At 47.8% G+C, this 21,114-nt stretch carries 17 protein-coding genes, 1 tRNA gene and 3 pseudogenes; 11 read left to right on the forward strand and 10 right to left on the reverse strand.

Annotated features, from left to right (window positions below):
• The 6 genes from PsAD5_RS11860 to PsAD5_RS28760 all read right to left on the reverse strand — a co-directional run.
• On the reverse strand, positions 1-524 hold a 524-nt coding region (locus tag PsAD5_RS11860; protein WP_153041345.1), incomplete at its 3' end, for an IS110 family transposase.
• A 498-nt stretch (positions 525-1,022) separates the two neighbouring features.
• The gene (locus PsAD5_RS11865) at positions 1,023-2,144 is read right to left on the reverse strand and encodes a hypothetical protein (RefSeq protein WP_063292262.1); all 1,122 of its coding nucleotides are present in this window, start codon (positions 2,142-2,144) and stop codon (positions 1,023-1,025) included.
• 84 nt (positions 2,145-2,228) lie between these two features.
• Positions 2,229-3,089: a formate/nitrite transporter family protein gene (locus PsAD5_RS11870; protein ID WP_057462480.1), complete on the reverse strand. Its 861-nt coding sequence runs from the start codon at positions 3,087-3,089 to the stop codon at positions 2,229-2,231.
• Between the two features lie 102 nt (positions 3,090-3,191).
• Positions 3,192-4,136, reverse strand: a complete 945-nt coding sequence (locus PsAD5_RS11875) for a DMT family transporter (protein ID WP_063292263.1) — start codon at positions 4,134-4,136, stop codon at positions 3,192-3,194.
• A 40-nt stretch (positions 4,137-4,176) separates the two neighbouring features.
• On the reverse strand, positions 4,177-4,665 hold the full coding sequence (locus PsAD5_RS11880; RefSeq protein WP_063292264.1) for an acyl-CoA thioesterase: 489 nt from the start codon (positions 4,663-4,665) through the stop codon (positions 4,177-4,179).
• A 12-nt stretch (positions 4,666-4,677) separates the two neighbouring features.
• Positions 4,678-7,878, reverse strand: coding sequence for an AMP-binding protein (locus PsAD5_RS28760; protein WP_082596703.1), 3,201 nt, complete (start codon positions 7,876-7,878; stop codon positions 4,678-4,680).
• Positions 7,879-8,104: 226 nt separating this feature from the next.
• Here PsAD5_RS28760 and PsAD5_RS11890 point away from each other — a divergent pair, with 226 nt between their 5' ends.
• The 6 genes from PsAD5_RS11890 to PsAD5_RS11915 all read left to right on the forward strand — a co-directional run bounded on the left by PsAD5_RS11890 (position 8,105) and on the right by PsAD5_RS11915 (position 11,775).
• Entirely contained in the window at positions 8,105-8,761 is a 657-nt protein-coding gene (locus PsAD5_RS11890) for a short chain dehydrogenase (protein WP_208980642.1), read from the forward strand.
• Between the two features lie 36 nt (positions 8,762-8,797).
• A complete protein-coding gene (locus PsAD5_RS11895) occupies positions 8,798-9,499 on the forward strand; it encodes a glutathione S-transferase family protein (RefSeq protein ID WP_063306418.1) in 702 nt (233 codons plus the stop codon).
• 98 nt (positions 9,500-9,597) lie between these two features.
• Positions 9,598-10,311, forward strand: a complete 714-nt coding sequence (locus PsAD5_RS11900) for a pyridoxamine 5'-phosphate oxidase family protein (RefSeq protein WP_082596704.1) — start codon at positions 9,598-9,600, stop codon at positions 10,309-10,311.
• 40 nt (positions 10,312-10,351) lie between these two features.
• Positions 10,352-10,951: a short chain dehydrogenase gene (locus tag PsAD5_RS11905; protein ID WP_063287378.1), complete on the forward strand. Its 600-nt coding sequence runs from the start codon at positions 10,352-10,354 to the stop codon at positions 10,949-10,951.
• An 83-nt stretch (positions 10,952-11,034) separates the two neighbouring features.
• Positions 11,035-11,271 carry an Lrp/AsnC ligand binding domain-containing protein gene (locus PsAD5_RS11910; RefSeq protein WP_057462486.1) on the forward strand — a complete coding sequence of 79 codons (237 nt, stop codon included), beginning with the start codon at positions 11,035-11,037 and terminating at the stop codon, positions 11,269-11,271.
• A gap of 39 nt (positions 11,272-11,310) precedes the next feature.
• Complete coding sequence (locus PsAD5_RS11915) at positions 11,311-11,775, forward strand: carboxymuconolactone decarboxylase family protein (protein ID WP_208980643.1); 465 nt, start codon at positions 11,311-11,313, stop codon at positions 11,773-11,775.
• A gap of 269 nt (positions 11,776-12,044) precedes the next feature.
• On the opposite strand, the pseudogene PsAD5_RS11920 reads toward PsAD5_RS11915, so the two are convergent.
• Positions 12,045-12,394 (reverse strand): annotated as a pseudogene (locus tag PsAD5_RS11920) (DDE-type integrase/transposase/recombinase); the annotation flags it as partial.
• Positions 12,395-12,463: 69 nt separating this feature from the next.
• Here PsAD5_RS11920 and PsAD5_RS11925 point away from each other — a divergent pair.
• Positions 12,464-12,586: pseudogene (locus PsAD5_RS11925) on the forward strand (transposase); the annotation flags it as partial.
• A gap of 44 nt (positions 12,587-12,630) precedes the next feature.
• Positions 12,631-13,380 (forward strand): annotated as a pseudogene (locus PsAD5_RS11930) (IS30 family transposase); the annotation flags it as partial.
• A gap of 236 nt (positions 13,381-13,616) precedes the next feature.
• On the opposite strand, the gene PsAD5_RS11935 reads toward PsAD5_RS11930, so the two are convergent.
• A complete protein-coding gene (locus PsAD5_RS11935; RefSeq protein ID WP_063292267.1) occupies positions 13,617-14,357 on the reverse strand; it encodes an SDR family oxidoreductase in 741 nt (246 codons plus the stop codon).
• A gap of 115 nt (positions 14,358-14,472) precedes the next feature.
• Between PsAD5_RS11935 and PsAD5_RS11940 the strand changes: the two genes are divergently transcribed.
• Entirely contained in the window at positions 14,473-15,369 is an 897-nt protein-coding gene (locus tag PsAD5_RS11940; protein ID WP_063292268.1) for a LysR family transcriptional regulator, read from the forward strand.
• A gap of 444 nt (positions 15,370-15,813) precedes the next feature.
• Here PsAD5_RS11940 and PsAD5_RS11945 read toward each other — a convergent pair whose 3' ends face one another.
• Entirely contained in the window at positions 15,814-16,812 is a 999-nt protein-coding gene (locus PsAD5_RS11945) for an IS110 family transposase (RefSeq protein WP_208988582.1), read from the reverse strand.
• Positions 16,813-17,587: 775 nt separating this feature from the next.
• Between PsAD5_RS11945 and PsAD5_RS11950 the strand changes: the two genes are divergently transcribed.
• Entirely contained in the window at positions 17,588-17,899 is a 312-nt protein-coding gene (locus PsAD5_RS11950; RefSeq protein ID WP_063292269.1) for a hypothetical protein, read from the forward strand.
• A 325-nt stretch (positions 17,900-18,224) separates the two neighbouring features.
• On the opposite strand, the gene PsAD5_RS11960 is transcribed toward PsAD5_RS11950, so the two are convergent.
• Positions 18,225-18,300, reverse strand: a tRNA-Lys gene (locus PsAD5_RS11960).
• A 575-nt stretch (positions 18,301-18,875) separates the two neighbouring features.
• Here PsAD5_RS11960 and PsAD5_RS11965 point away from each other — a divergent pair.
• Positions 18,876-21,083: a NosR/NirI family protein gene (locus tag PsAD5_RS11965; protein ID WP_063292270.1), complete on the forward strand. Its 2,208-nt coding sequence runs from the start codon at positions 18,876-18,878 to the stop codon at positions 21,081-21,083.
• Positions 21,084-21,114: the final 31 nt, after the last annotated feature.

Here is a 21,114-nt window from a genome sequence, read left to right on the forward strand (position 1 = left end):
GAAATCTCATTGGCGCGATTGTCGAGAATGGCGAACAGAGAGTTTCTCAAACTGCTACTACCTGTGCGCACCGCAATTCCTTGCTCTAACAGGAAGGCCCGGATCTGGTTGATGGTGGCGGTACGACGCGAGACCAATCGGGATCGAACTCGATGCAGGGCTTGCAGATCGAGCTGATCCTGGCTCTTTTCCTGCACGTAATTCAAATTGGGCCGCAGCACGGCCTCGGCCACAGCTTCAGCATCGTTGTAATCGTTCTTCTGGCCTTTGACGAAAGGCTTGGTGTATTTGGCGGCGATGATACGGGGATCGAACCCCAGTTTGCGCAATGTTCGGCTAACAAAATGCGCACTCATGCACGCTTCCATGCCCACAATACAGCGCGGCAACTTCTCGAACGTCGCCACGAGGGACAAACGCCTGATCTTTTTCCGAAAAGCGTAGCTACCATCGTCATTGAACCCAACGATGTGCAATGTATCTTTGCCAATGTCGATGCCGACGGAAAGAAGTTCTGTGATCATGGGACTGCTCCGGTTTCATGAGAACAGGATCACTATAGAGCCTGCCCCTTAGGGGAGCAGGCGGTCCATCCCATTACCGGACCTTCGGACGTTTCCATCAAGGGTTGAGTACAGCTTAGGTAAAGTGTTACGCAATCTCTGAAACAAGATTTCTTTAAAGTGAGTCCTCAATATGAGGCAACAACATCTTTACTTTTAAACTCGATCAGTTGGCGGGGGATTGCCACCTGCCTGCCTCACCCAGCAGCATCCTAGAGTGTCATACCTTGAACTACTCAGAAGTTCCTGAGCTATATTGGTATTTATCGGAATCTGAGGTGCCCCCAAGTGCGTTGTACCCCGGCTTCGATGGTTGTGCCACTGAAGCAAGAAGATTTGAAGAAACCAACGCTGTTAGTTCTTGCAACATTTGTGTCTTGCATAGTGTCAAGTTCGGTTATTGGGCAAAATGCTGCGCAGTATGATTATCTATCTGCGCTAGACTTTGCAACAGAGCGGTTATTTACGTGTCAGAAGCATTGCTACAGAGATATTCCGGAATGAATAATCTTCCGGAGTGGCCTTCAAAAGGGTTTCTGCTGTCTTGTAGATCTGGTCTAACAGATTTGCTTTTGATGGTGTATCGGGGAGATTTCCACGCAACACTGCTTGAGTGAATGCGCGGAAAAAGTTGACATAATTGGTAGCATAGCGATCCAGATCTTTGTCTTGCTTGTAAGCTTCAACAAAGGGGACTGGCACTTCATAGCTTTCTGTTCGATCCAGCGTGTAAAGACCGGCCAGATTATACGCTGAGTTCGTTAAAGGGGATGTCAGCTCTTCCAGACTGCGGAAATAGACTGGCTGATAGTATCTCTCATATACTTGCGAGGAAATATTGCCGAGTTTGACATGCGCTAGAAGAGCGTCGTTGAGAAGGTCGAACAGGCCGTCGCAGGTGCGGAGTTCATTTGTACAGCCGAAGACCTGAACCATAAGCTTGCCGCCTGATACAAGTTCGTTCGCCCGGGCGGTTAAAAAGGCTGCCATGTCATCTTCGGCTTGCTTAGCAAATATCTTGCTCTCAGCCTCTGTGACGTGACCGTTTGCCCGCCTTTTGCTGGGACCATTTGGTAATACGTATCCGGGCAATTTATTAAGCGGGCGTTCGGACAAGTAGCCTATTGAGTTGAAAGTAGTGGCGATATGGACGCTGTCTGGTGGCAGTAACTGATCATACATCGAACCGCCAACGGCTGCTGATGAGACCCGTTGTGAGCCGAATGTTGATTGTCCGTCAGGTCTTAAACCAAGAAATAACTTAGAATAATCATTTGTTGGCAAATCAGAATGGATCGTCAAAAACGGACGGTCTGTCTGCTGCATTGTCTTGCCGATGAGGTGACGCATAACCGAAATAGAATTGCGCCCTTCGGAACACCCGAAGTCTGCAAAGGTAACTGGTCCTGAACCTTTCTCAAAGGGTAGACTTGAGAGAGTATCTTCTAACCAAGGCAGGACGGCTGCGATTTGCTCCCATTGAGGAGCTGAGTTGGCATCATAAAAACCGCCGCCAGCCATGCCGGTCATGCCTGTTGGGCGACGTTGAGTACCTACTGTCTCTTGATCAAGATTTGTCATAATTTTCCCCTGAAAACCAATAATATTGCGTCGGATCTATAAATTCGTTTCTAAATGCATCAATCGTTTTTAACTGGCATATGCTTAGAGCATGTCGCGTTCATAAGCTGATGTATTCACCGAGGGTGAGCGAGAGTACGTTTCTTTTATGTCAGCGGAACGCATGTGAGCTGCGAACAGCGGCAGGCCGGTGAGGGCGAGACCTCCGACCAGATTGCCGATCACAACCGGGATCTCGTTCCAGATCAGATAATCGAGAATGGAGAAGTCTCCACCCAGTATCAGTGCCGTTGGAAACAGGTACATGTTGACCACCGAATGCTCGAAGGTCATTGCAAAGAACAGCATGATCGGCATCCACATTGCGATGACTTTTCCGCTGACTGAGGTGGACACCATTGCGCCAACCACACCAAGGGATACCATCCAGTTGCACAGCACACCGCGGATGAAGATAGTCATCATGCCACCCATGCCGTGTTCTTTGTAGCCTATCGTGCGGTTCTTACCGATGCTCGCGATGACCTCACCAACATGATTGACCGGCGCTGAGAAACCGTAGGTGAAAATGACAGAGGTCAGAAAAGCGACCAGCAGGGCACCTAAAAAGTTGCCGATGAAAGTGATCGTGATCGCCTTTGCCACCCCGCTAAGAGTGACGTGGGGCCGCCTGTCAATCCAGGCCAACGGGGCAAGAACGAATATGCCCGTAACAAGGTCGAACCCCATAAGATACAGCATGCAAAAACCAACGGGAAACAGGACAGCCCCTACGATGGGGAAGCCGGTTTGCACGCCGACGGTGATTGCAAAGACCGCAGCAATTGCCAGAATTGCGCCAGCCATGAAGGCCCGGATCATCAGAATTCTCGGGTTTATGAAGATTTTTTCCTCACCCACGTCAATGATCTTTTCGACAAAGATGCGCGGTTCGTTATAAGACATTCCAAATCTCCATGTTCTATAAACCAACTGCTCCCAAACAATGGTGTGGTCAGCACTCTTCCACCTGCTGGATGTTTGGGTGACACGGACGTTGAGCAGGTTTCATCCGCTTCGTGCCATGCTTTCTTCCGGGGTTTGGGTTTCAACCACCTTTGGTGTTTTGTGCCTGGTGACAATCAATATACCCACCACGATCAGGCTGAGATTGAACATGAAATAAGATCCGAAACCTTCATCGAAGAATATCCATGCCAGCAGTACAGTCGTGGGTGGACCTAAGAAAAAATAGCTCTGTGACCGTGAGACATCGCCGCTGCGTATGAGAATGTAAAAGAGAACCCAGCTTCCCAGAGATATGACAATGCCCAGCCAAAGTAATGATCCAAGCAGAGGGACGGACCAGTTGATGACCATTGGCTCGAAGGCAAGCATTAGTCCAAACACGGGGATGAGCGCACTTAAATGCTGGATCAGTGACCCTGTCATCAGGTTCATGTGCGCTATAAATCGCTTTTGGTAGAGCACACCTGCGACCATGCTGAAAAGACACAGGACTGTAAGCAACACCCCGCTATAGGTGTTATTATCTAAATTGGCTTTTTGATTGACGACGAGCAGGACACCTATTGTCCCGAGCAACAAGCCTAGTATCAGTTTGAAGCTGAATCTTTCGCCCAGAAAAGCGATTGCCCCCACAGAGGCGAGTGCTGGATGCAGTGCCATAATCAAACCGACTGTGCCTACATCCATCCCCCATTCATATGCGATCAGCATACCTGTGAAGCAAAATCCGTGTATGAGAATTCCAGTCACGCAGACATGGAATACTTCTATCGGTTTATTGTGCCACTCAGCCTTGATTAAAAAAATAATGCCTAAGAAAAGCGGAACTGGAGCGGCTAATCGCAGGGTTTGAAACGTAAACGGATCTGTAAATGCGATGCCGATTTTCGATGCCACATACCCCGAACTGTAAAGAATGACGAACAACAGCGGTAAAACCTGATTAGCAATTACCGCCGGGTTCGGTCTCTGGCGTTGAGGCATATATTCGTTTCCAGTTCGCTTTCCGTGATTGAATAAGAGGTTAACCAACTGTTATTTCGCCACAATCTGCCGTTGCCAGATATTCACGGAGGTAGTTTTTGAAATCAGGTGGAATTTCGGCAGTTGCAATTTTGCCATGTTCGCCCGACGCTTTGGCGTGAATGACTGTCAGCTGGCCTCTGGAAACATCTTCTTCGCGGCCATCGCTCAGTTTTTTACAGATGAAAAAATTGAGCACCAGTGACTTTGTGCCAATCCGGCCAACATTTATGGCGATGAGTATCTCATCGCCAAAGGTCATTGGTCGCAGAAAATCGCAGTTCACTGAGAGGATCGGCCATTTTTGATCTTTGGCCGGATCACAGATACTCATTCCGCCTTGCTGGAAAAACCTCGTCTCCGCATATTCTACATATCGAAAGATATTTGAAAAATGCGCGATGCCTGCCATGTCCGTTTCGCAAAACTCTACATTTTTAGAAACAGAAAACAGCTTCGCATTTGATGACACTTCAATGTCTTTAAGCATTATGCAATCCAATCAAGCTGTTTCGCGGATGACGCGCTTTAGTTTTTTCCCTGTGACCCCTTCGTTAGACCCGGGAGAAACCTGTTTGATTTCAGTGATATCCGGAAGGTTATTCTGGTTGGAATATACGAATATTCTCTGCGCGATATCTGCGAAAGGCAGGCCTTCTTTGATTTCTGCTTCAACCTTTAAAGTTCCTTCAAGTTCGCCTTGGACCACTGTACAATCGAAGATCTCAGGAATATTTTTCAAAAAGGCCTCTTCGAGCTGGCAGCTATAGTAGGTTTTGCCGCCCAGCAGCATCGAATCGCTTGTTCTATCAACGTGGTAGTAAAGGTCATTCTCGCCTTTGTAGATTAGGTCTCCAGTAAGCCAGTAGCCGTCAAGAATGGCGTCTGCAGTCGCCTCTTGATTCTCCCAATACCCTGAAGTCACACTCGGTGATTTAACTCCAAGCCTGCCGACTACGTCATAATCGGTGATTTTTTTGTCCTGTTCATCAAAGAGCGCGACTTCGATCCAGGAAAATGGTTTACCCACACAGCGGTTGTAGTTGTTGGTCTTAAGCGTGTGGATGTTTCGAAAGATCCCAAAAGCGAATTCCGAAGAGCCCAAGTTATCAATAAACAGAGCACCATTTACGCGTTTTCCATCCTCATAACGATGACCGTATTGAAGCATTTTTCTGACATGAGGCTCATGACATGCATCCGCAGTACTCATCCATATATTGATGGAGGCGAGGCGGTCTGGATCAATGTCAATCCGACACAAATCAACATAAACACTAGGGAATGCGAACATTATTGACGGCTCAAAAGTCTCAATTGCCGCCGCTATCCCTTCAGGAGATTTATCTGAAGTGACAATCAGATGGTTCATACGCATTATGTTGCTCATCAGCATTGTGATGGCAGCCGCATGTGAGATCGGTGCAGCCGATAACATAGCATTGCCGAGCTTCTTACCAAGCTGCTTCTTGACCCCGTAAATTATCGACTTTTGACTAAAAGAAACCGCCTTGGGAAGACCCGTCGTACCGGAAGTATGACTAATGAGAACAGTATCATCATCCAAGTGATCATAGGTTTCACAGGGAAGCGAGAAAGGTTGTTTTTCCACCTCAATGATATCTGTTGTTGGACATTCGAAATTGGCGTTGTAGGTGAGGATCTCACCCAGCCTTTCCCCTTCAGAAACAAGCAACTCAGGCTTGATCTTTGATAGATACTTACTCGCAATTTCCGGCAAAACTCCGCCATTTAAAAATGCAGGGATAGCTCCGATCTTCGTTAAAGCGAGGTAGTGAAGATAATAGGAAATGCTATCATCTAAATATAATGCGACAATGGATTTCGCCCGTATACCCAAATGCCAGTAGCAAGATGCTATATGGTTTGCTTTCGCTACCAGGTCATTTAAGGAAAATGCCCAAGCTTGTCCCTCAATATCAATGTGAGTGACTGCTGTACGTTCATTATCTACTGCTAACTCGTGGACGCGAAAAAGAAAATTTCCAGCCCCTATCGTCGGGTCATTAGCTATTTCACTTATCAGAGAATCCTTGTCCTCAGCGCTGTCGTCGTTTGTATTTTCCGCCTTGCGCAACATGTGCCGTTTTAATTTGCCCGTTTCGGTTTTGGGCAAACTGTCAACAAAGATAATCGATCTTGGATATTTGTATGGTGATATAGTGTTCTTCACATGCTCTTGTAACGCCTCAACTAAGCTCGGTGCTTTGCTATTCTTATCGGCCAGTACGACATGCGCGCGGACGATACTTCCTCTATCTGGATCTGGTATACCTACAACTGCACATTCTCGAACGGATGGATGTGAAAGCAGTGCTTCTTCAACTTCAGCAGCAGCTATATTGTAGCCAGACGAAATAATCATATCGTCTGCTCTAGAAACGAAGTGTAGTTTTCCATCCCGATCTTTGCGGAAGAAGTCGCCGGTAATGTTCCAACCATCTTTGACATATTCGGCCTGTCGGTCATCATCCATATAGCGACAACCTGTTGGTCCACGGAAACCCAACCAGCCCGGCTTCCCAATCCCGACAGGTTTCATACCATCATCAAATACTTCAACCTCGTACCCCTCAATTGGCCAGAGGCCAGCAGAGCCTGACTGAAAGTCTTCCAGGCGGGTTGAGATGAATGTGTGTAGTGCCTCGGTTGACCCCATCGCATTTATGATTGGAACGCCTATACGATCTTGCCAGTGTTCTAACACTGGTTGCGGTAAGTTCTCACCAGCGGATACAGCGCAACGTAAAGTCTTGAGAAGTTTGCAGTTAACTTCTTCAGAAAGCATAACTTTGTATGCTGTTGGTGCGGAGAAGCAGACAGTTGCATCATACTGGCCGATAAATTCTGCCAGATTGAATGGTGACGTCTGCTCCAACAAAACGGCTGCTGCGCCAAAGCGTAACGGGAACACCGCCAAACCGCCCAAACCGAAAGTGAATGCCAACGGAGGTGTACCTATACAGACATCGCCTGGCACAATTTTTAGGACTTGCCTTGCAAATCCATCAGCAATTGCAAGGATATCGCGATGGCGATGCATGGTGATTTTAGGCTTCCCGGTCGTGCCGGATGTACTAGCTAGCAGTGCAATGTCGTTCTGAGAGGTTTTAGCTGCCTCATACTTAGTCGATTTGAAGATTGCCTTAGCATTTACAGTCGCTTTGTCGTCAATGATTGCCGAAAATTCCGCAATTTTAAGATCAGGGCGTGTGTTTCTATCCAACAGGCTTAGCTCTTCATCTAAACCTTTTTGGCAAAGAACCAAATCTACCTTAGCCCTATCGATCAAGATGCTCAGTTCGCCCGCACGCATGAGCGCAATGGTATTGAAAGCAACTGCACCAACCTTCAAGATTGCCAAAAAACACGCCACCATCATTGGGCAGTTTCTCGACCTAATCATGACCCGGTTCCCAGGCATGACGCCGAAATCTTCACTGAGAACTCTAGCAATCTGATTTGAAAGATCTCTAAGCTGCTGATACGTCAATGTACCATTTGAGCCGATTAAAGCCGGATGTTCGCCGAAACCCCGCTCCACTAAGGCATCAACTAGTTCAACTCCTACGTTTAACTTCTTTTGATATGGGTAAAGATCAATTTTAAATTCTGGCTGTAGTTCAGTTACTGGAAGATTATTGTTGACAAATTCGTCAATATGCCCGGTTTCAAGCAACATTTTCATCAGCCTCCTAAATAATAATATTTATAATATTACTCTTATGTAAAATATATATTTTAGATTTGATAAGATCAATTCAATACTATCTATATCGATATAATACTTGTTTTTTTACGATCAAATTTCAAGAACCAAATAAATGAAATGTTTTCATTTTTAAATTCTAATATTCTAATTTAGAAACTCTACGGTAATATGTGGATATAAACCCCGAGGGTGACTGATGAGCCATGCACGAAAAACGACCAATCTAGCGGAAATGAACACCTCAAGTCGGGCTCAACGAATTGTTGTAATTGGTGCAGAAGGACATGTTGGAACGACGATATGTGCTGCGTTACCGGACCATCACGATGTGATTAAAGTTGGACGTAACAGTGGTGACGTAAATGCAGATATCTCAGAGAGATCCTCTATTGATGCCATGTACAAAGAGATCGGAAAAGTAGACGCTGTTGTTCTGGCTGCTGGTGCGGTTCATTTCTGCCCTCTCGAGCAATTTCCTGAAGATAAATTTTTATTTAACCTCACGCACAAGGCAATGGGCCAGATCAACTGCGTACTCGCAGGCCTAAACTATCTCAATGACGGCGGGTCGTTTACCCTATCAAGCGGTATTCTGGATAGAGACCCGATCCGAATGGCAAGCGGTGCAGCTGCTGCCAATGGTGCTATCGGCGGATTTGTGAAGAGTGCGGCGATTGAAATGCCACGTGACACTCGGATTAACGTTGTTAGCACGGGGCTCCAGGACATTTCCGTCGAACGATATGGAAGCGTTTTTCCTGGTCATACTCCAGTCTCATCGGAAAGGGTCGCAAATGCCTATCTTAAGTGCGTTGAGGGAGGCATTAACGGACAACTGGTGACCGTAGACTAAGGTGTTTGTAAGCAATGCTGCATGGGGGGGCAAAGTTTGAAATTTAAACTCGTAAGCTATAATTTATGTCCTTTTGTGCAGCAGGTATTTATAGCCCTGTCGTTGAAAGGCCTCGATTTTGACATCGAATATATCGACCTGTCGAACCCTCCAACATGGTTCACAAAAGTTTCCCCGCTAAAAAAAGTGCCAGTTCTTTTCGCTGGTACAAATCAGGTGCTGTTTGAATCTATAGCAATAATCGAGTTTATTGAGGATTACGCTGAGCAAAAGACATATCCGTCGGACTTGTTTGAACGATCCCGTGACCGTGCGTGGATTCAGTTCATTAACCAGCTGATGTGGAGTCTGTATGATCTTTCCGTAATGGGGAGTGAGGAAGAATACGGTTCAACTGTAGGAACGCTTCATAAAAAGCTCGATGAACTGGAAGCTGCCTCGCACGGTGGGAAGTACCTTTTTGGCGATTCATTCTCGCTCGTAGAAGCCGCAGTAGCGCCATTACTTCTTCGCTTGAGTTATATTGACGAAATAGCCCCCGGTCTTCTTGACGAAGTACGTCATAGCAATATTTGCAGAGTCAACAACCAGTTAATGGCTGACGCAAACGTTCAACGCTCAGCTCACAGTGACCTAAAACAGGTTTATTACAAATTGCTCGGGAAGCGGCAGGCGTACTTGTCCACTTTCCTGCCTGAGAAATTCAAATCAGCTGAAAGCACGCCTTTAAGATATTGATCGGCACCAAATTAAAATTTGCCAGGACAACACATTTTCATCTCAAAACCGCAGTTTTTTCTGAGTCATGCGAGCCATAGAAAATTGGAAAAAGTAATATGACGTCCACTAGAGTATTTGAAAAAACCAAAAGGTCTACAATTAAACGAGCCCCTGAATACGCAGATTACAGCGAGCAAGCAGTCTATGATATATTGGATAGCGGGTATATGTGTACGATTGCGTTTGTACTCGACGGCAAGCCCTTCTTAAATCCCACACTTTACTGGCGCAAAGGTAATTACGTCTATTGGCATGGTCTAGCTGGCAGCAAGATGTTGCTTGAACAGGCCAAAAAAATTGATGTTTGCTTCAATGTAAGTCACCTGGACGGGCTGCTTTTAGGACGCTCAGCTTTTCACCATTCTGTAAATTATCGCTCGGTCACGATCCATGGCAAATCAGAGCTGGTTGAAGACAGTAATGAGAAGATGGATGTCGCATTTGAATTCGTCGAAACATTATTTCCTGGTCGCCGCTCAGAGTTGCGTGAACATAAAGAAGAAGAAATCCAAAAGGTTAAGTTCATGCGTTTGCCAATTGAGGAAGTATCCGTAAAGCATCGCTACGACAACTCTGTCATGGATATTTTGAGAAGGCAGCAGAGCAACGCACTTAAGGAGTATGGTCCTGAAGGTGTAAACCCCCACTGTTGGACAGGAACAATTCCAATTCGCACAATACTTGAAACACCGATTCCAGATACCGCTACTGATCCAAACATTCATTCGCCTGATTATTTGTCTCAATCTAAATTCAAACGCGAGTTCTGAGGCAAGTTGAAGTCTAGATCACTACCAAGGAGGGAATGAGGTGAAAATAGTTGTTATTGGTGCAAGTGGAGATATTGGTCGAACGGTTTGTAAAGAGCTCAGCAAGAGACACGAAGTTATTAGAGTTTGCCGCAGTTCTGGTGACTATCAGACTGATATGACTGACATGACATCTCTTGAAAAGCTATTTAATGCGATTGGAGAAGTGGACGCTATCGTAGTGACAGCAGGCTCTGTTAAATTTGCAAAATTGCAGGAAATTTCTCAAGCTGAATTTATGTATGCACTCTCCGATAAAGTCATGGGCCAAGTGAACGTTGTTCTCGCAGGTATGAGTTATGTCAGAGATGGTGGATCCTTCACCCTAACAAACGGGCTATTGGATCAACATCCTGTTCCAAATGGTGTTGGCGCTGCGACAGCAAATGCTGCACTCTCTGGTTTTGCAACAGCTGCAGCGATTGAAATGCCTCGCAACATTAGACTGAACGTCGTGAGTCCAGGCCTCATGGACATTTCCTATGAGCGCTATGGAAAAACCCTCAAGGGGCACGAACCAGTTTCTTCAAAAATTGTCGCCGCAGCTTATGCGAAAAGTGTTGAGGGATCCGCTTCTGGGCAACGTATTATAGGAGAATAAAATCAAGGAAAGAGATCTCTACTTGCCTCACATTCTTACTTGCAAACCCAATTCTAAAATGTCCTTTTGGAGGCCTTACAACGATGCGGTGTTTATTTGTCCAGATAAAATGCAAACCAGGATCGTGGCGTAGTATCGCAAATGAGATTGCCATCAAAGAACTACATTCCGAGATTTATTCGATCAACGGTGAATATGACATCATGACAAAAACATATTTGGAAGATTTCAACGAAGCACCAAACCTTGTTTCCAAAATGGTGAGCGATATCGAAGGCATTGAAAAGACTTCAACTATGTTCGCATTCGATCCATTCTGAGCGTTAGTTTTATCGCCAGTTGGCAGTCCAGATATAGAGATGATCAACACTGGAGAAATGGAATTGGGATTAAATTATTTTGAGATAAACGCAGATGCCGTAAATTCACTCCTCTCCATCAAAAAGCAGGTCCCTGCAATTGAGGAAACCCTGAAAACTTTGGTGGAGTTGCGTGTTTCACAAATCAATGGCTGCGCATACTGTGTAGATTTGCATTCAAACGAAGCTAGAAAAGCTCATGTTCATCAACAGAAACTGGATTGCTTACCGGTGTGGAAGGAGAGCAACCTTTTCTCACAAAGAGAGTGCGCTGCCCTCAGTTGGGCAGAAAGCGTCACGAGAATCTCTGAGGAACGTGAATCTGAGGGCAATTTGAACCTTCTATTGGAGACCTTCACGGAAAAAGAAGCCGTAGATTTGACATTCATCGTATGCGCAATGAATGGTTTGAACCGCCTTGCTATAAGTTTTGGCGACAAACCCAAAAGTTCAGTTTCTAAATAGATTTCTCATAGGAGCATGATCGTGCTGTCGGTGTCTCGTAAATCAAATTTCAGTTTGCCCAACGTATTGAACTCGGGCGCTATGTCGCCTTAGAACGCAGGATATGCGAGGGACATTCTACTTAAGATATGTAACGTCAACATTTGCCCATCACTTCTGAATTGCAAACTTGCGGGATCTGAGCATTGCCGCGATTACGTGTGTAAAGCATCCGGCTCTGTTGCAAACGTGTCTTAGAGCGCAATTTGTGTGACTTCAGGGCTATCTTATTAGATTTTATCGCTCTGAAGATGGTTTTCGAGCATGGTCATAGCTTCAGATAGAGCACTTGGGCCAATTCCGAAGGCCCGCTCAACGAGGCGGGCTTCACCCAGAACATCCTTCGAGAAGTTGAAGGCACCAGCCTGACCTTTGCGCAGTGCCCGCATTACTTCAAAGCCTTTGATCGTCGCATAGGCGGTCTTCATGGTTTTGAACCCGCGTACAGGTTTGATGAGCTGTTTCAGCTGCCGTGATCAGCTTCGATGATATTGTTCAGATACTCCACTTGGCGATGTTCAGTGTCCGCGGGGCATTTTCCTTCTGCTTTCAACTCGGATATAGCAAGGCCATATGTTGGGGTAATCCCCCCGTTATTTGATCAAGTTAAAAGTAGAGATATTGTTGCCTCATATTGAGGACTGATTTTATGAAGAAATCTCGTTTCAGCGACAGGCAGATCATTGCAATCTTGAAGCAGGGCGACAGCGGCATTCCGGTTGCTCAGCTGTGCCGGGAACACGGTTTGAGCGCGGTGAGTTACTATAAATGGTGCGCCAATGATCTCAACGATGAAGTCTACCGAAGAAGAGCCACGCAGTATCTGTGAAGCTGCGCAGCAAGTGGTCTCCAGAACAGATTGCCGGCTGGCTCAAACGTAGCTTTCCAGGAGACGTAAACAAGCAGGTGTCCCACGAGACGATATATCGAAGCCTTTACATACAGGCCCGCGGCGTATTGAAGAAAGAACTGCTGGACCATCTGCGTGCTAAACGCACGATACGCCGGTCCAGACACGCAAGCCTCAAACGAAATAGTCTAGGCCAAATTAAGGATGCCGTTTCGATCAGCAAAAGGCCCGCTTGCGTCGAAGACCGTGCAATACCGGGGCATTGGGAAGGTGATCTGATCGGAGGATCCAAGAATAGCTATATCGCCACTCTTGTTGAGCGGCAAACACGCTATGTCATGTTGATTAAGGTTGCCAACAAAGACACGAGCAGTGTTATCTCCGGGTTGATCAAACACACCCACAAATTACCGAAAGAGCTTTACAAATCATTGACTTGGGATCGAGGCAAGGAGATGGCAGATCATCTAAGCCTGACATTAGTAACGGATGTTGCTGTATACTTCTGCGACCCACATTCACCGTGGCAACGCGGATCAAACGAAAACACGAACCGCTTGCTGCGGCAGTATTTGCCCCGAGGCACTGAGTTATCTGTACACACGCAGCCTGAACTTGATGCAATCGCAAGACAACTCAACCAACGACCCCGCAAGACCTTGCAATATCAAACCCCAGCTGAGAAGTTCTCACAGTGTGTTGCATCCACCAGTTGAATCCACCTCACTCAGCAACCAGATGACCAAAATCGACCTATGGTTGAAGGCCACACGCTGGCTGGAAACACCTAGATTTGGTCGAATGGCCGCTATTGGTCAGACAGTGACATATCGAGAGTAGTGTAGAAAAGATGATCGAAGCCTCTGCACAGACTGCTCGATTGTGAACTAGAAACGTCAAGTTCATTACTCAAGCAGATAGAACTATATCACGCCTGCATTTCCAATGGCGATCAGACTAAACCGCCATTGGCGCGCACGGTTTGCCCGTTGATCCACGCACCGTCGGAGCATACGAGGAACGCCACAACGGCGGCTATATCTTTCGGTTCGCCGAGACGCTCCAGCGGTGTCATCTGTGACATACGATTGATGACCTCCTGAGGCTTCCCATCTAGGAAAAGCTGGGTTGCGGTCGGACCGGGGGCCACGGCGTTGACGGTGATAGATCGCCCGCGCAGTTCTTTAGCCATGATGGCCGTCATCGTCTCAACTGCGGCCTTGATCGCAGCATAGACGCCGTAAGTTTCGAGTTTCAATCCGACAACACTGGTTGAGAAGTTCACAATGGCACCACCATTTCGGAGACGTTTGGCTGCCTGACGTAGGGGGTTGAACGTGCCCTTGAAGTTGATCGCGACCTGACTATCGAAAAGAGCGTCATCACTTTCTGCAATGGTGGCTAGCTTCATAATGCCTGCATTGTTGACGAGGACGTCCACACCGCCGAAGGTTTTCTCGGCCATCTCGAACATTCGCTTTACTGCTGCCGCATCGGATACATCCGCTTGGACCGCAATAGCATTATTGCCTGTCGCCTTGATCTTTTCGACAACTTGACGCGCAGCATTTTCATTGTCTGCATAGTTTATAACTACATTGAACCCGCCTGCCGCGAGGTGTTCTGCAATCGTAGCGCCGATCCCGCGTGAAGATCCAGTTATGATTGCAGTTCTGTTTTCAGTAGTGCTCATGTCTTTTTCCTTTCCTGGATCAACCAATGCTGGTTGTGATTATGAAATAGGCTTTCTCGTTATGTGGATAATCGCGTACAAATTGTCATCACTATTCTGCTAAGTCGGATAATAAATGGATCGCATTAATGCTATGAACGTCTTCACACGGATCGTGGAAGTTCGAAATTTTACCAAAGTCGCAGCCGATCTTGGCTTGCCTCGATCAACGGTCACGGATGCAGTCAAGGGACTTGAGGCCAGATTAGGTGTCAGCCTGTTACATCGTACTACCCGCGTTGTGCGTCCAACGTTGGATGGTGAAGCTTATTATCGGCGTTGCCTATCTATCCTGTCGGAAATTGAAGACGCCGAAGATGCCTTTGCTGGGACAAAGCCCAAGGGGATGCTACGCGTTGACGTGCACGGGGTCCTCGCACGGCATTTTTTGTTGCCGACATTGCCTGATTTCCTGGAACGCTATCCCGACATTCAGATCCATATCGGTGAAGGCGACCGGCTGGTCGATTTGGTGCGTGAAGGTGTGGATTGCGCTCTGCGGGTCGGTAATCCAATTGATAGTGATATGATCGGACGCAAGCTTGCTGATCTGGACGAGGTGACCTGCGCGTCACCGGATTATCTTGAGCGGTTCGGCACACCCTCAACGATTGACGCACTTGAAGGGCACCAGATGGTCGGTTTTTGGTCCACCGCGACAGGGGCAATATTGCCGCTTGAGTTTGTCCAAAATGGCAAGGTTCAGATCTTTAAGCTTCCTACACCAGTGACGGTCAGCGGAGCAGAAGCCTATGCACAGTGTGCATGTCTCGGCCTTGGTATTATTCAAAAGCCGCGCTACTCTGCGGCTGAAGACCTCAAAGCAGGGCGACTGGTTGAATTACTCAAAGATACACCGCCAACGTCGTCTCGGGTATCGATTTTCTATCCGCGCGACCGATACTTATCGCCAAGGGTGAGAGTGTTTGTAGATTGGGCGGTGAAAGTTTTTATGAAAACTTCCCCAATCTGACCAAAACATCTGCCCCTTGGAGGTTTGCTTTAGCTCGACACAACTATTTACATCCACTTACAATGTAGAGCTGCCTTCTGCTGCAAGAGATATGAGATCGACCTGAAGTTGAAGTCTCGCCTTGGCCAATCATGCCTAGAATTAGGTTGAATGACCGCTTCTCTAATCGGGCGTTGAGGTCAAGCTCTTTTTCCTTTTCATTCGGATCTAATCCATCTCCGGGTCACGCTTCTCTTCGCAGTCTGGGTCGCTCTTTACAGTGAGCGGCTGCATGCATGTGCCGGAATGGTTGTAGAGAGCCACGCTAATGGACGCGCTTTCATGGCGCAGCAGACATTTTCGGCTTCATCTACAAACCTCGTCCAGAGAGGACGACCCTGCCGTGATATTGAGGTCAGGCTATATTATGCAGCAACCTCCAAGCCATCACGACAGAACGATGTATCATTGACCCACATGCGATGCATGACAACCGCGAGCTTTCTGGCCACGGCCACAACAGCACGGCGGCGCCCTTTGGTCCGCATCAGGCGCATCCCCCAAGCTCTTGATGCTGGATCCGCCAGTACAGCGGGTTAGCATTGCATTAGCAGCCGTATAAAGGGCAGAGCGGACCTCCATGTCTCCTGCTTTAGAGATCCGGCCAGGATTATCAGTTTCTCCGGACTGAAAACGCCTCGGCGTTAAGCCGAAGTGGGCAGCAACCGTTCGCGAATTCCTGAACCGCGCCGGGTCATCCACGGCGGCGACAAATGAGAGCGCTGTTATTGGGCCAACGCCGGGGATTTCCATCAGTAGCAAGCAAACTGAGTTAGTGCTTGCAGCGTGTTTAACGCGCTTATCTAGTTCCTGATACGTTTGCAGTAAAGCAAGCCGCGCATCCAGCTGCGGAACCAGTGCCAAGCTCAAATCTGGGTGGACTTCGATAAACGGTCGCACTGTTGCATCAAAGCGTGTGTGTTTAATCCGTTCCGGCAGACGCAGGCCGTAAACCTTCAAGAGCCCGCGTACCTCGTTTGTCAAGTCTATGCATTTACGCAAGCATGCCTTGCGACTGCTCAGGAGCGTACGCATTGCATGCGAGCGACGGCTTTTCATATGCACTGGGCTATACCAGCCGGAACGCAGGACTTGCGCTATGCCGCGTGCATCATTCTTATCGGTCTTGTTACGCATGGCCGACAGAGCCGCATGCACTTGCCTTGCCTCCATGCAGACAACGTCAAAGCCATGTTGTTCTTTCAAACCGTAAAACAGAGGCTGGCTCATTGTTCCAGCTTCAAAGCCAAGACGGGTGATAGGCAACGACGTCTGAGCTAAGGTATTGGCGATAACATCAACTTCGCAGGCAACCAAGCGTTCAAATATAATCTTGCCTTCGCCGTCAATCACACAGATCGAAACAGACCGTAAAGAAACATCCAAACCAGCATAGTATTCCATGGTGCTCTCCCATCCTCGCAGCAATATGCTGCGATCTTAACAGGAGCTGACCTCTCGTGAAGGACGAGCCCGATTACGCATGCTATTGGTCATGAGTAATTGCAGATCGCCAATAAGAGCTATTGTAGAAGCCTACAGGTGAGCGCGATTCAGCTCATAATGGGAACGTCCGATGGTCGAATTTTAGCTCATTCTGAATTGCAGGGCTCATAACTTCTTTACTTCATGAAGCTGTTAGGCCTTTTCAGTAAAAACAGGCATTGACTTTAGCTATCCTAAAGAGCGGCAAATGCTCGTTAGGCTGGATATGATCCAATCTCTTCTTCTTCAAGATTTCACGGGTCCTTCCCAGGCCTTTGCTTGCCTGCGGGTAGTTCGGGACCACGGCGCAAGCGGCTATGTGGTTTTCGCAAGGGCTTGATGTTTATGTTCATGTTGTTGTTCTCAGTTTTTAGCCCCGCTAATCCTATAGGTTTGTGGAGGAATTCAGTTTCCTTGCATTGACACCTTGCGCCAATCATCGCATGGTCAACTTGAGGCGTCGAAACCTCGGTAACGCGGCACCGCAGCCGCTTTCTGCGGTCTTTTTGTGTCTGGAGTTAGCTCTCCAAACGCAACTCTTGCTTATGGGCGGGAGGGCGGTGAATACAATACCCTTCACGGGGGAATAAACCCGCCTGTCGTTACCAGGTTTCGAACCTCCCGCTCGCCAGTGGGTTGTCGAAAGCTCTCTGTTGAGTGGTTTGTTCAACAAGCCTGTAACGAGGGTATTTTGATGACTGATACTGGTAAAGAGAAATGCGCCCATACGTCCCTTCGCAATGAAGTGGACCAGCTTCACCTCACAGCCAACCACCTCAAAAATCTAGTCTATTCCATGAGCGTGGTTTTGAGTGAACGCATGGAGCACACACAGGAATATGAAGCGTTGCTGACGCTGTTTGATACTGTGCGCAATCACATTGAAGATGTGCAGGGAAGTAGCGAGAAGATTTCCGAGCTGCTCGAACCTTGCGCGCTAAGACGAATAATACGGAATGAAGAGGGGCATTGCCCCTCACGGAATATTCTGGCTTGGGAAGCGTGAAGCTTCTCAGGCCCTTTTTGTTGGTCGCTTGAAGCGGGCATGCCCTTTATCAAGAAGCATTAAAGTTGCCCCCTGACGGACGTTGACGACCCTCCGACAACTCTCAAGAGTTAAAACCTCAATGAAAGCCTGTGTCCTGACGACTAATGACGACATTAACAGCTTTTTCAGAATTAATTTGAAAGGGTATTTGCAGGAACTAAGAGAGGTAAAATCGCGCTTTCAAACGCTCTCATTTGCTTGCATAGTGCTGACACAGGGCACAAAAGCAAAAAGCTCCCGGGAGGGAGCTTTGCTAAGCCTCTTTATATACCATGAGGTTAAATGGTGAGCCCGCACGGGTTCGAACCGTGGACCTACTGATTAAAAGTCAGTTGCTCTACCAGCTGAGCTACGGGCTCTCGACAGGACCGTTAGGTCGCTGCCTGTGAGGGGGCTTCTAAGGATTGCAGGGGCTTAGCGCAAGCGCTTTTTTTTATTTTCCACACAGTGCATTGAATTTGAATCAAGTATGCATCTTACGCCTCTCACAATCATGAGGAGAAGGCGGCTACACTTAAGTGCCTTCAGCAAAGAATGCGCCTCACGCGTACGAGCGCTCAAAGTTAAGAGTGGGAGTTATCATCAGACTTTCCCTCATAGGGCAAATTGTCTCGCTTTCTCCGTAAAACTACAACCTAAAGCTCATTAGACTACGTATTTCCACGCCAATTCATGAGTTTCAAGTGTCCACCACCGATGCTGACTATTCAATTAAATGCAAACAAAAGCAATAAGTTACGATAATAAAAAACCCCACAGCCCAGAGCGTCATCGTGCAAAATCAATCAAAAGTTGTGAAATATCTAAATACTGTGGAGATGCGTGTTTTGATCGATTAGCGGAGTTTGCTTTTTGATCTGCCGCAAAGAACTCACCTCCGAATAAGCGCACCTACTTAATGTATATTTTTCATGCGAGATAAGGTTTCTCGGAAATGCGAGCTCTCAGGTTGCGCACTGTCTTCCTTCTAATATTTACGTTCTTTCTCAGTGCGTCGAACTACGCGATAGCTGCGTCGGACTCTTCAAACCGTGTTCTCGACTTTGCCAAAAAAGTTGAGGTCACAAAGTTCTTTCCTAAGGCCGACAGGTATGGCGCGCTGCACGAGGACATCGCAGTGTTACCAGCAATGGCCGGAGATGACGTTTTAGGTTGGGTCTTCCTAACCACCGATCTCGTTTCCACAACAGGATATTCTGGCAAGCCTATTGATACGTTGGTTGGTATCAATCCTGAAGGCATGCTCACGAGCGTTCAGCTGGTAAAGCACGCAGAACCAATCGTTCTGATCGGTATCCCTGATAGCGAGATCAAAAAGATCACCGAGAATTATGCTGGTCTCGATATCAAGAAAGAAGCAGAGCAGGGCGGGTCTGCTCACGAGCTGGATATCATCTCCGGCGCGACCGTCACCATTATGGTGATTGATGATTCCGTCGTGAGAGCAAGCCTGAAAGTGGCGCGCACCCTCGGACTTGGTGGCCTGAAAGGCGCTGCTGCTGACACTGGTCCAAAATTTGTCATAGATCCAGACAAAGCAGAGGTTTCTGACTGGATGTCAATGACTGGTGATGGTTCTATCCGTCGTCTGACGCTCGATGTGGGCCAGGTCAACGCCGCATTTGTAGAGCAAGGCAATCCCAAAGCCATCAAACGTCCAGAGAAGGGGCCAGAAACCGACTCTTACGTTGATATGTTTATGGCGCTTGCTGACGTCCCAACTGTAGGTCGTACGATCCTGGGAGACGCAGAGTATGCCAATCTGAAAAATCGTCTGAAAGAAGGTGAGCACGCAATCGTGGTCCTCGGTCGTGGTCGTTATTCTTTCAAAGGCACAGGCTACGTACGTGGTGGCATCTTTGATCGTATTCAGCTGATCCAGGATGACATTTCAGTCCGCTTCAGAGACCGTCAACACAAACGTCTCGGCGTTGTGGCTGCAGATGATGCGCCAACGTTTAAAGAACTGGACATGTTCACCATTCCTGCAGACTCCGGTTTCGATCCAAGTAAACCATTCCGGCTGCAGCTTCTCGTACACCGTACAATTGGTGCGATTGAGAAAACCTTCCTGACATTTGATCTGGGCTATCAGTTGCCGCAGCAATACCTGAAGAAGGTAGAGGATGCACCAGTTGCCGCAGCAGATGCAGGAAAGGGAGAAGGCGCAGTTGCCGCTCCTGCAGAAGAAGGCCGCGTAGAGCTTTGGCAGCGCATTTGGAATGATCGTCAGGTTGATATCGCAATACTAGGCATTGCTCTTACAATCCTGACAGGCGTTTTCTTCTTCCAGATGCAGGTTGCCAAATCAGAGAAGTTTACCTTCTGGTTCCGTATTGGCTTCCTAACCTTCGTCTTGGTCTGGTTGGGCTGGATGGAAAACGCGCAGCTCTCTGTTGTAAACGTTCTGGCGCTCTTCTCAGCGCTGACGACAGAATTCAGCTGGACCGCGTTCCTGATGGATCCACTAGTGTTCCTGCTGTGGTTTGCTGTTGCAGCAGCACTCATCTTCTGGGGTCGTGGCGCATATTGCGGCTGGCTCTGCCCGTTTGGTGCACTTCAGGAGCTAACCAATCGGATCGCGAAGTTCTTCAAAGTTCCTCAAATCTCATTGCCTTGGGGTTTGCATGAACGCCTCTGGGCCGTGAAGTACATGATCTTCCTCGCTCTGTTTGGCTTGTCACTCTACTCCTTGGCAGTTGCTGAGCATTATGCAGAGGTTGAACCATTCAAGACCGCAATCATTTTGAAGTTCCAGCGCGGATGGCCGTTTGTCCTGTTCGCCGTGGCACTCTTGACCGCAGGTTTGTTTATCGAGCGGTTCTACTGCCGTTACCTCTGTCCACTTGGTGCAGCGCTCGCCATTCCAGCACGCCTACGCATGTTCGACTGGCTGAAGCGCTACAAAGAGTGCGGCAATCCATGCGCACGTTGCGAGAAGGACTGCATGGTTGGAGCGATCCACCCAGAGGGCAACATCAATCCAAACGAATGCCTGAACTGCCTGCACTGTCAGGTTCTGTATCAGAGCGACGACAAATGTCCGGTCTGCATTAAGAAGCTTGCCAAGCGCAAGAAATTCGAAGCGCAGACGGGTATTTCAAAGACGGAAAAGGGCACTTCCGTCAAACAACCGGCTTAGGCCAAATCTACTAGAAAGTATCAAGGGAGAC

This window comes from Pseudovibrio sp. Ad5, from assembly GCF_001623095.1.
In the GTDB taxonomy this organism is placed as follows: Bacteria; Pseudomonadota; Alphaproteobacteria; order Rhizobiales; family Stappiaceae; genus Pseudovibrio.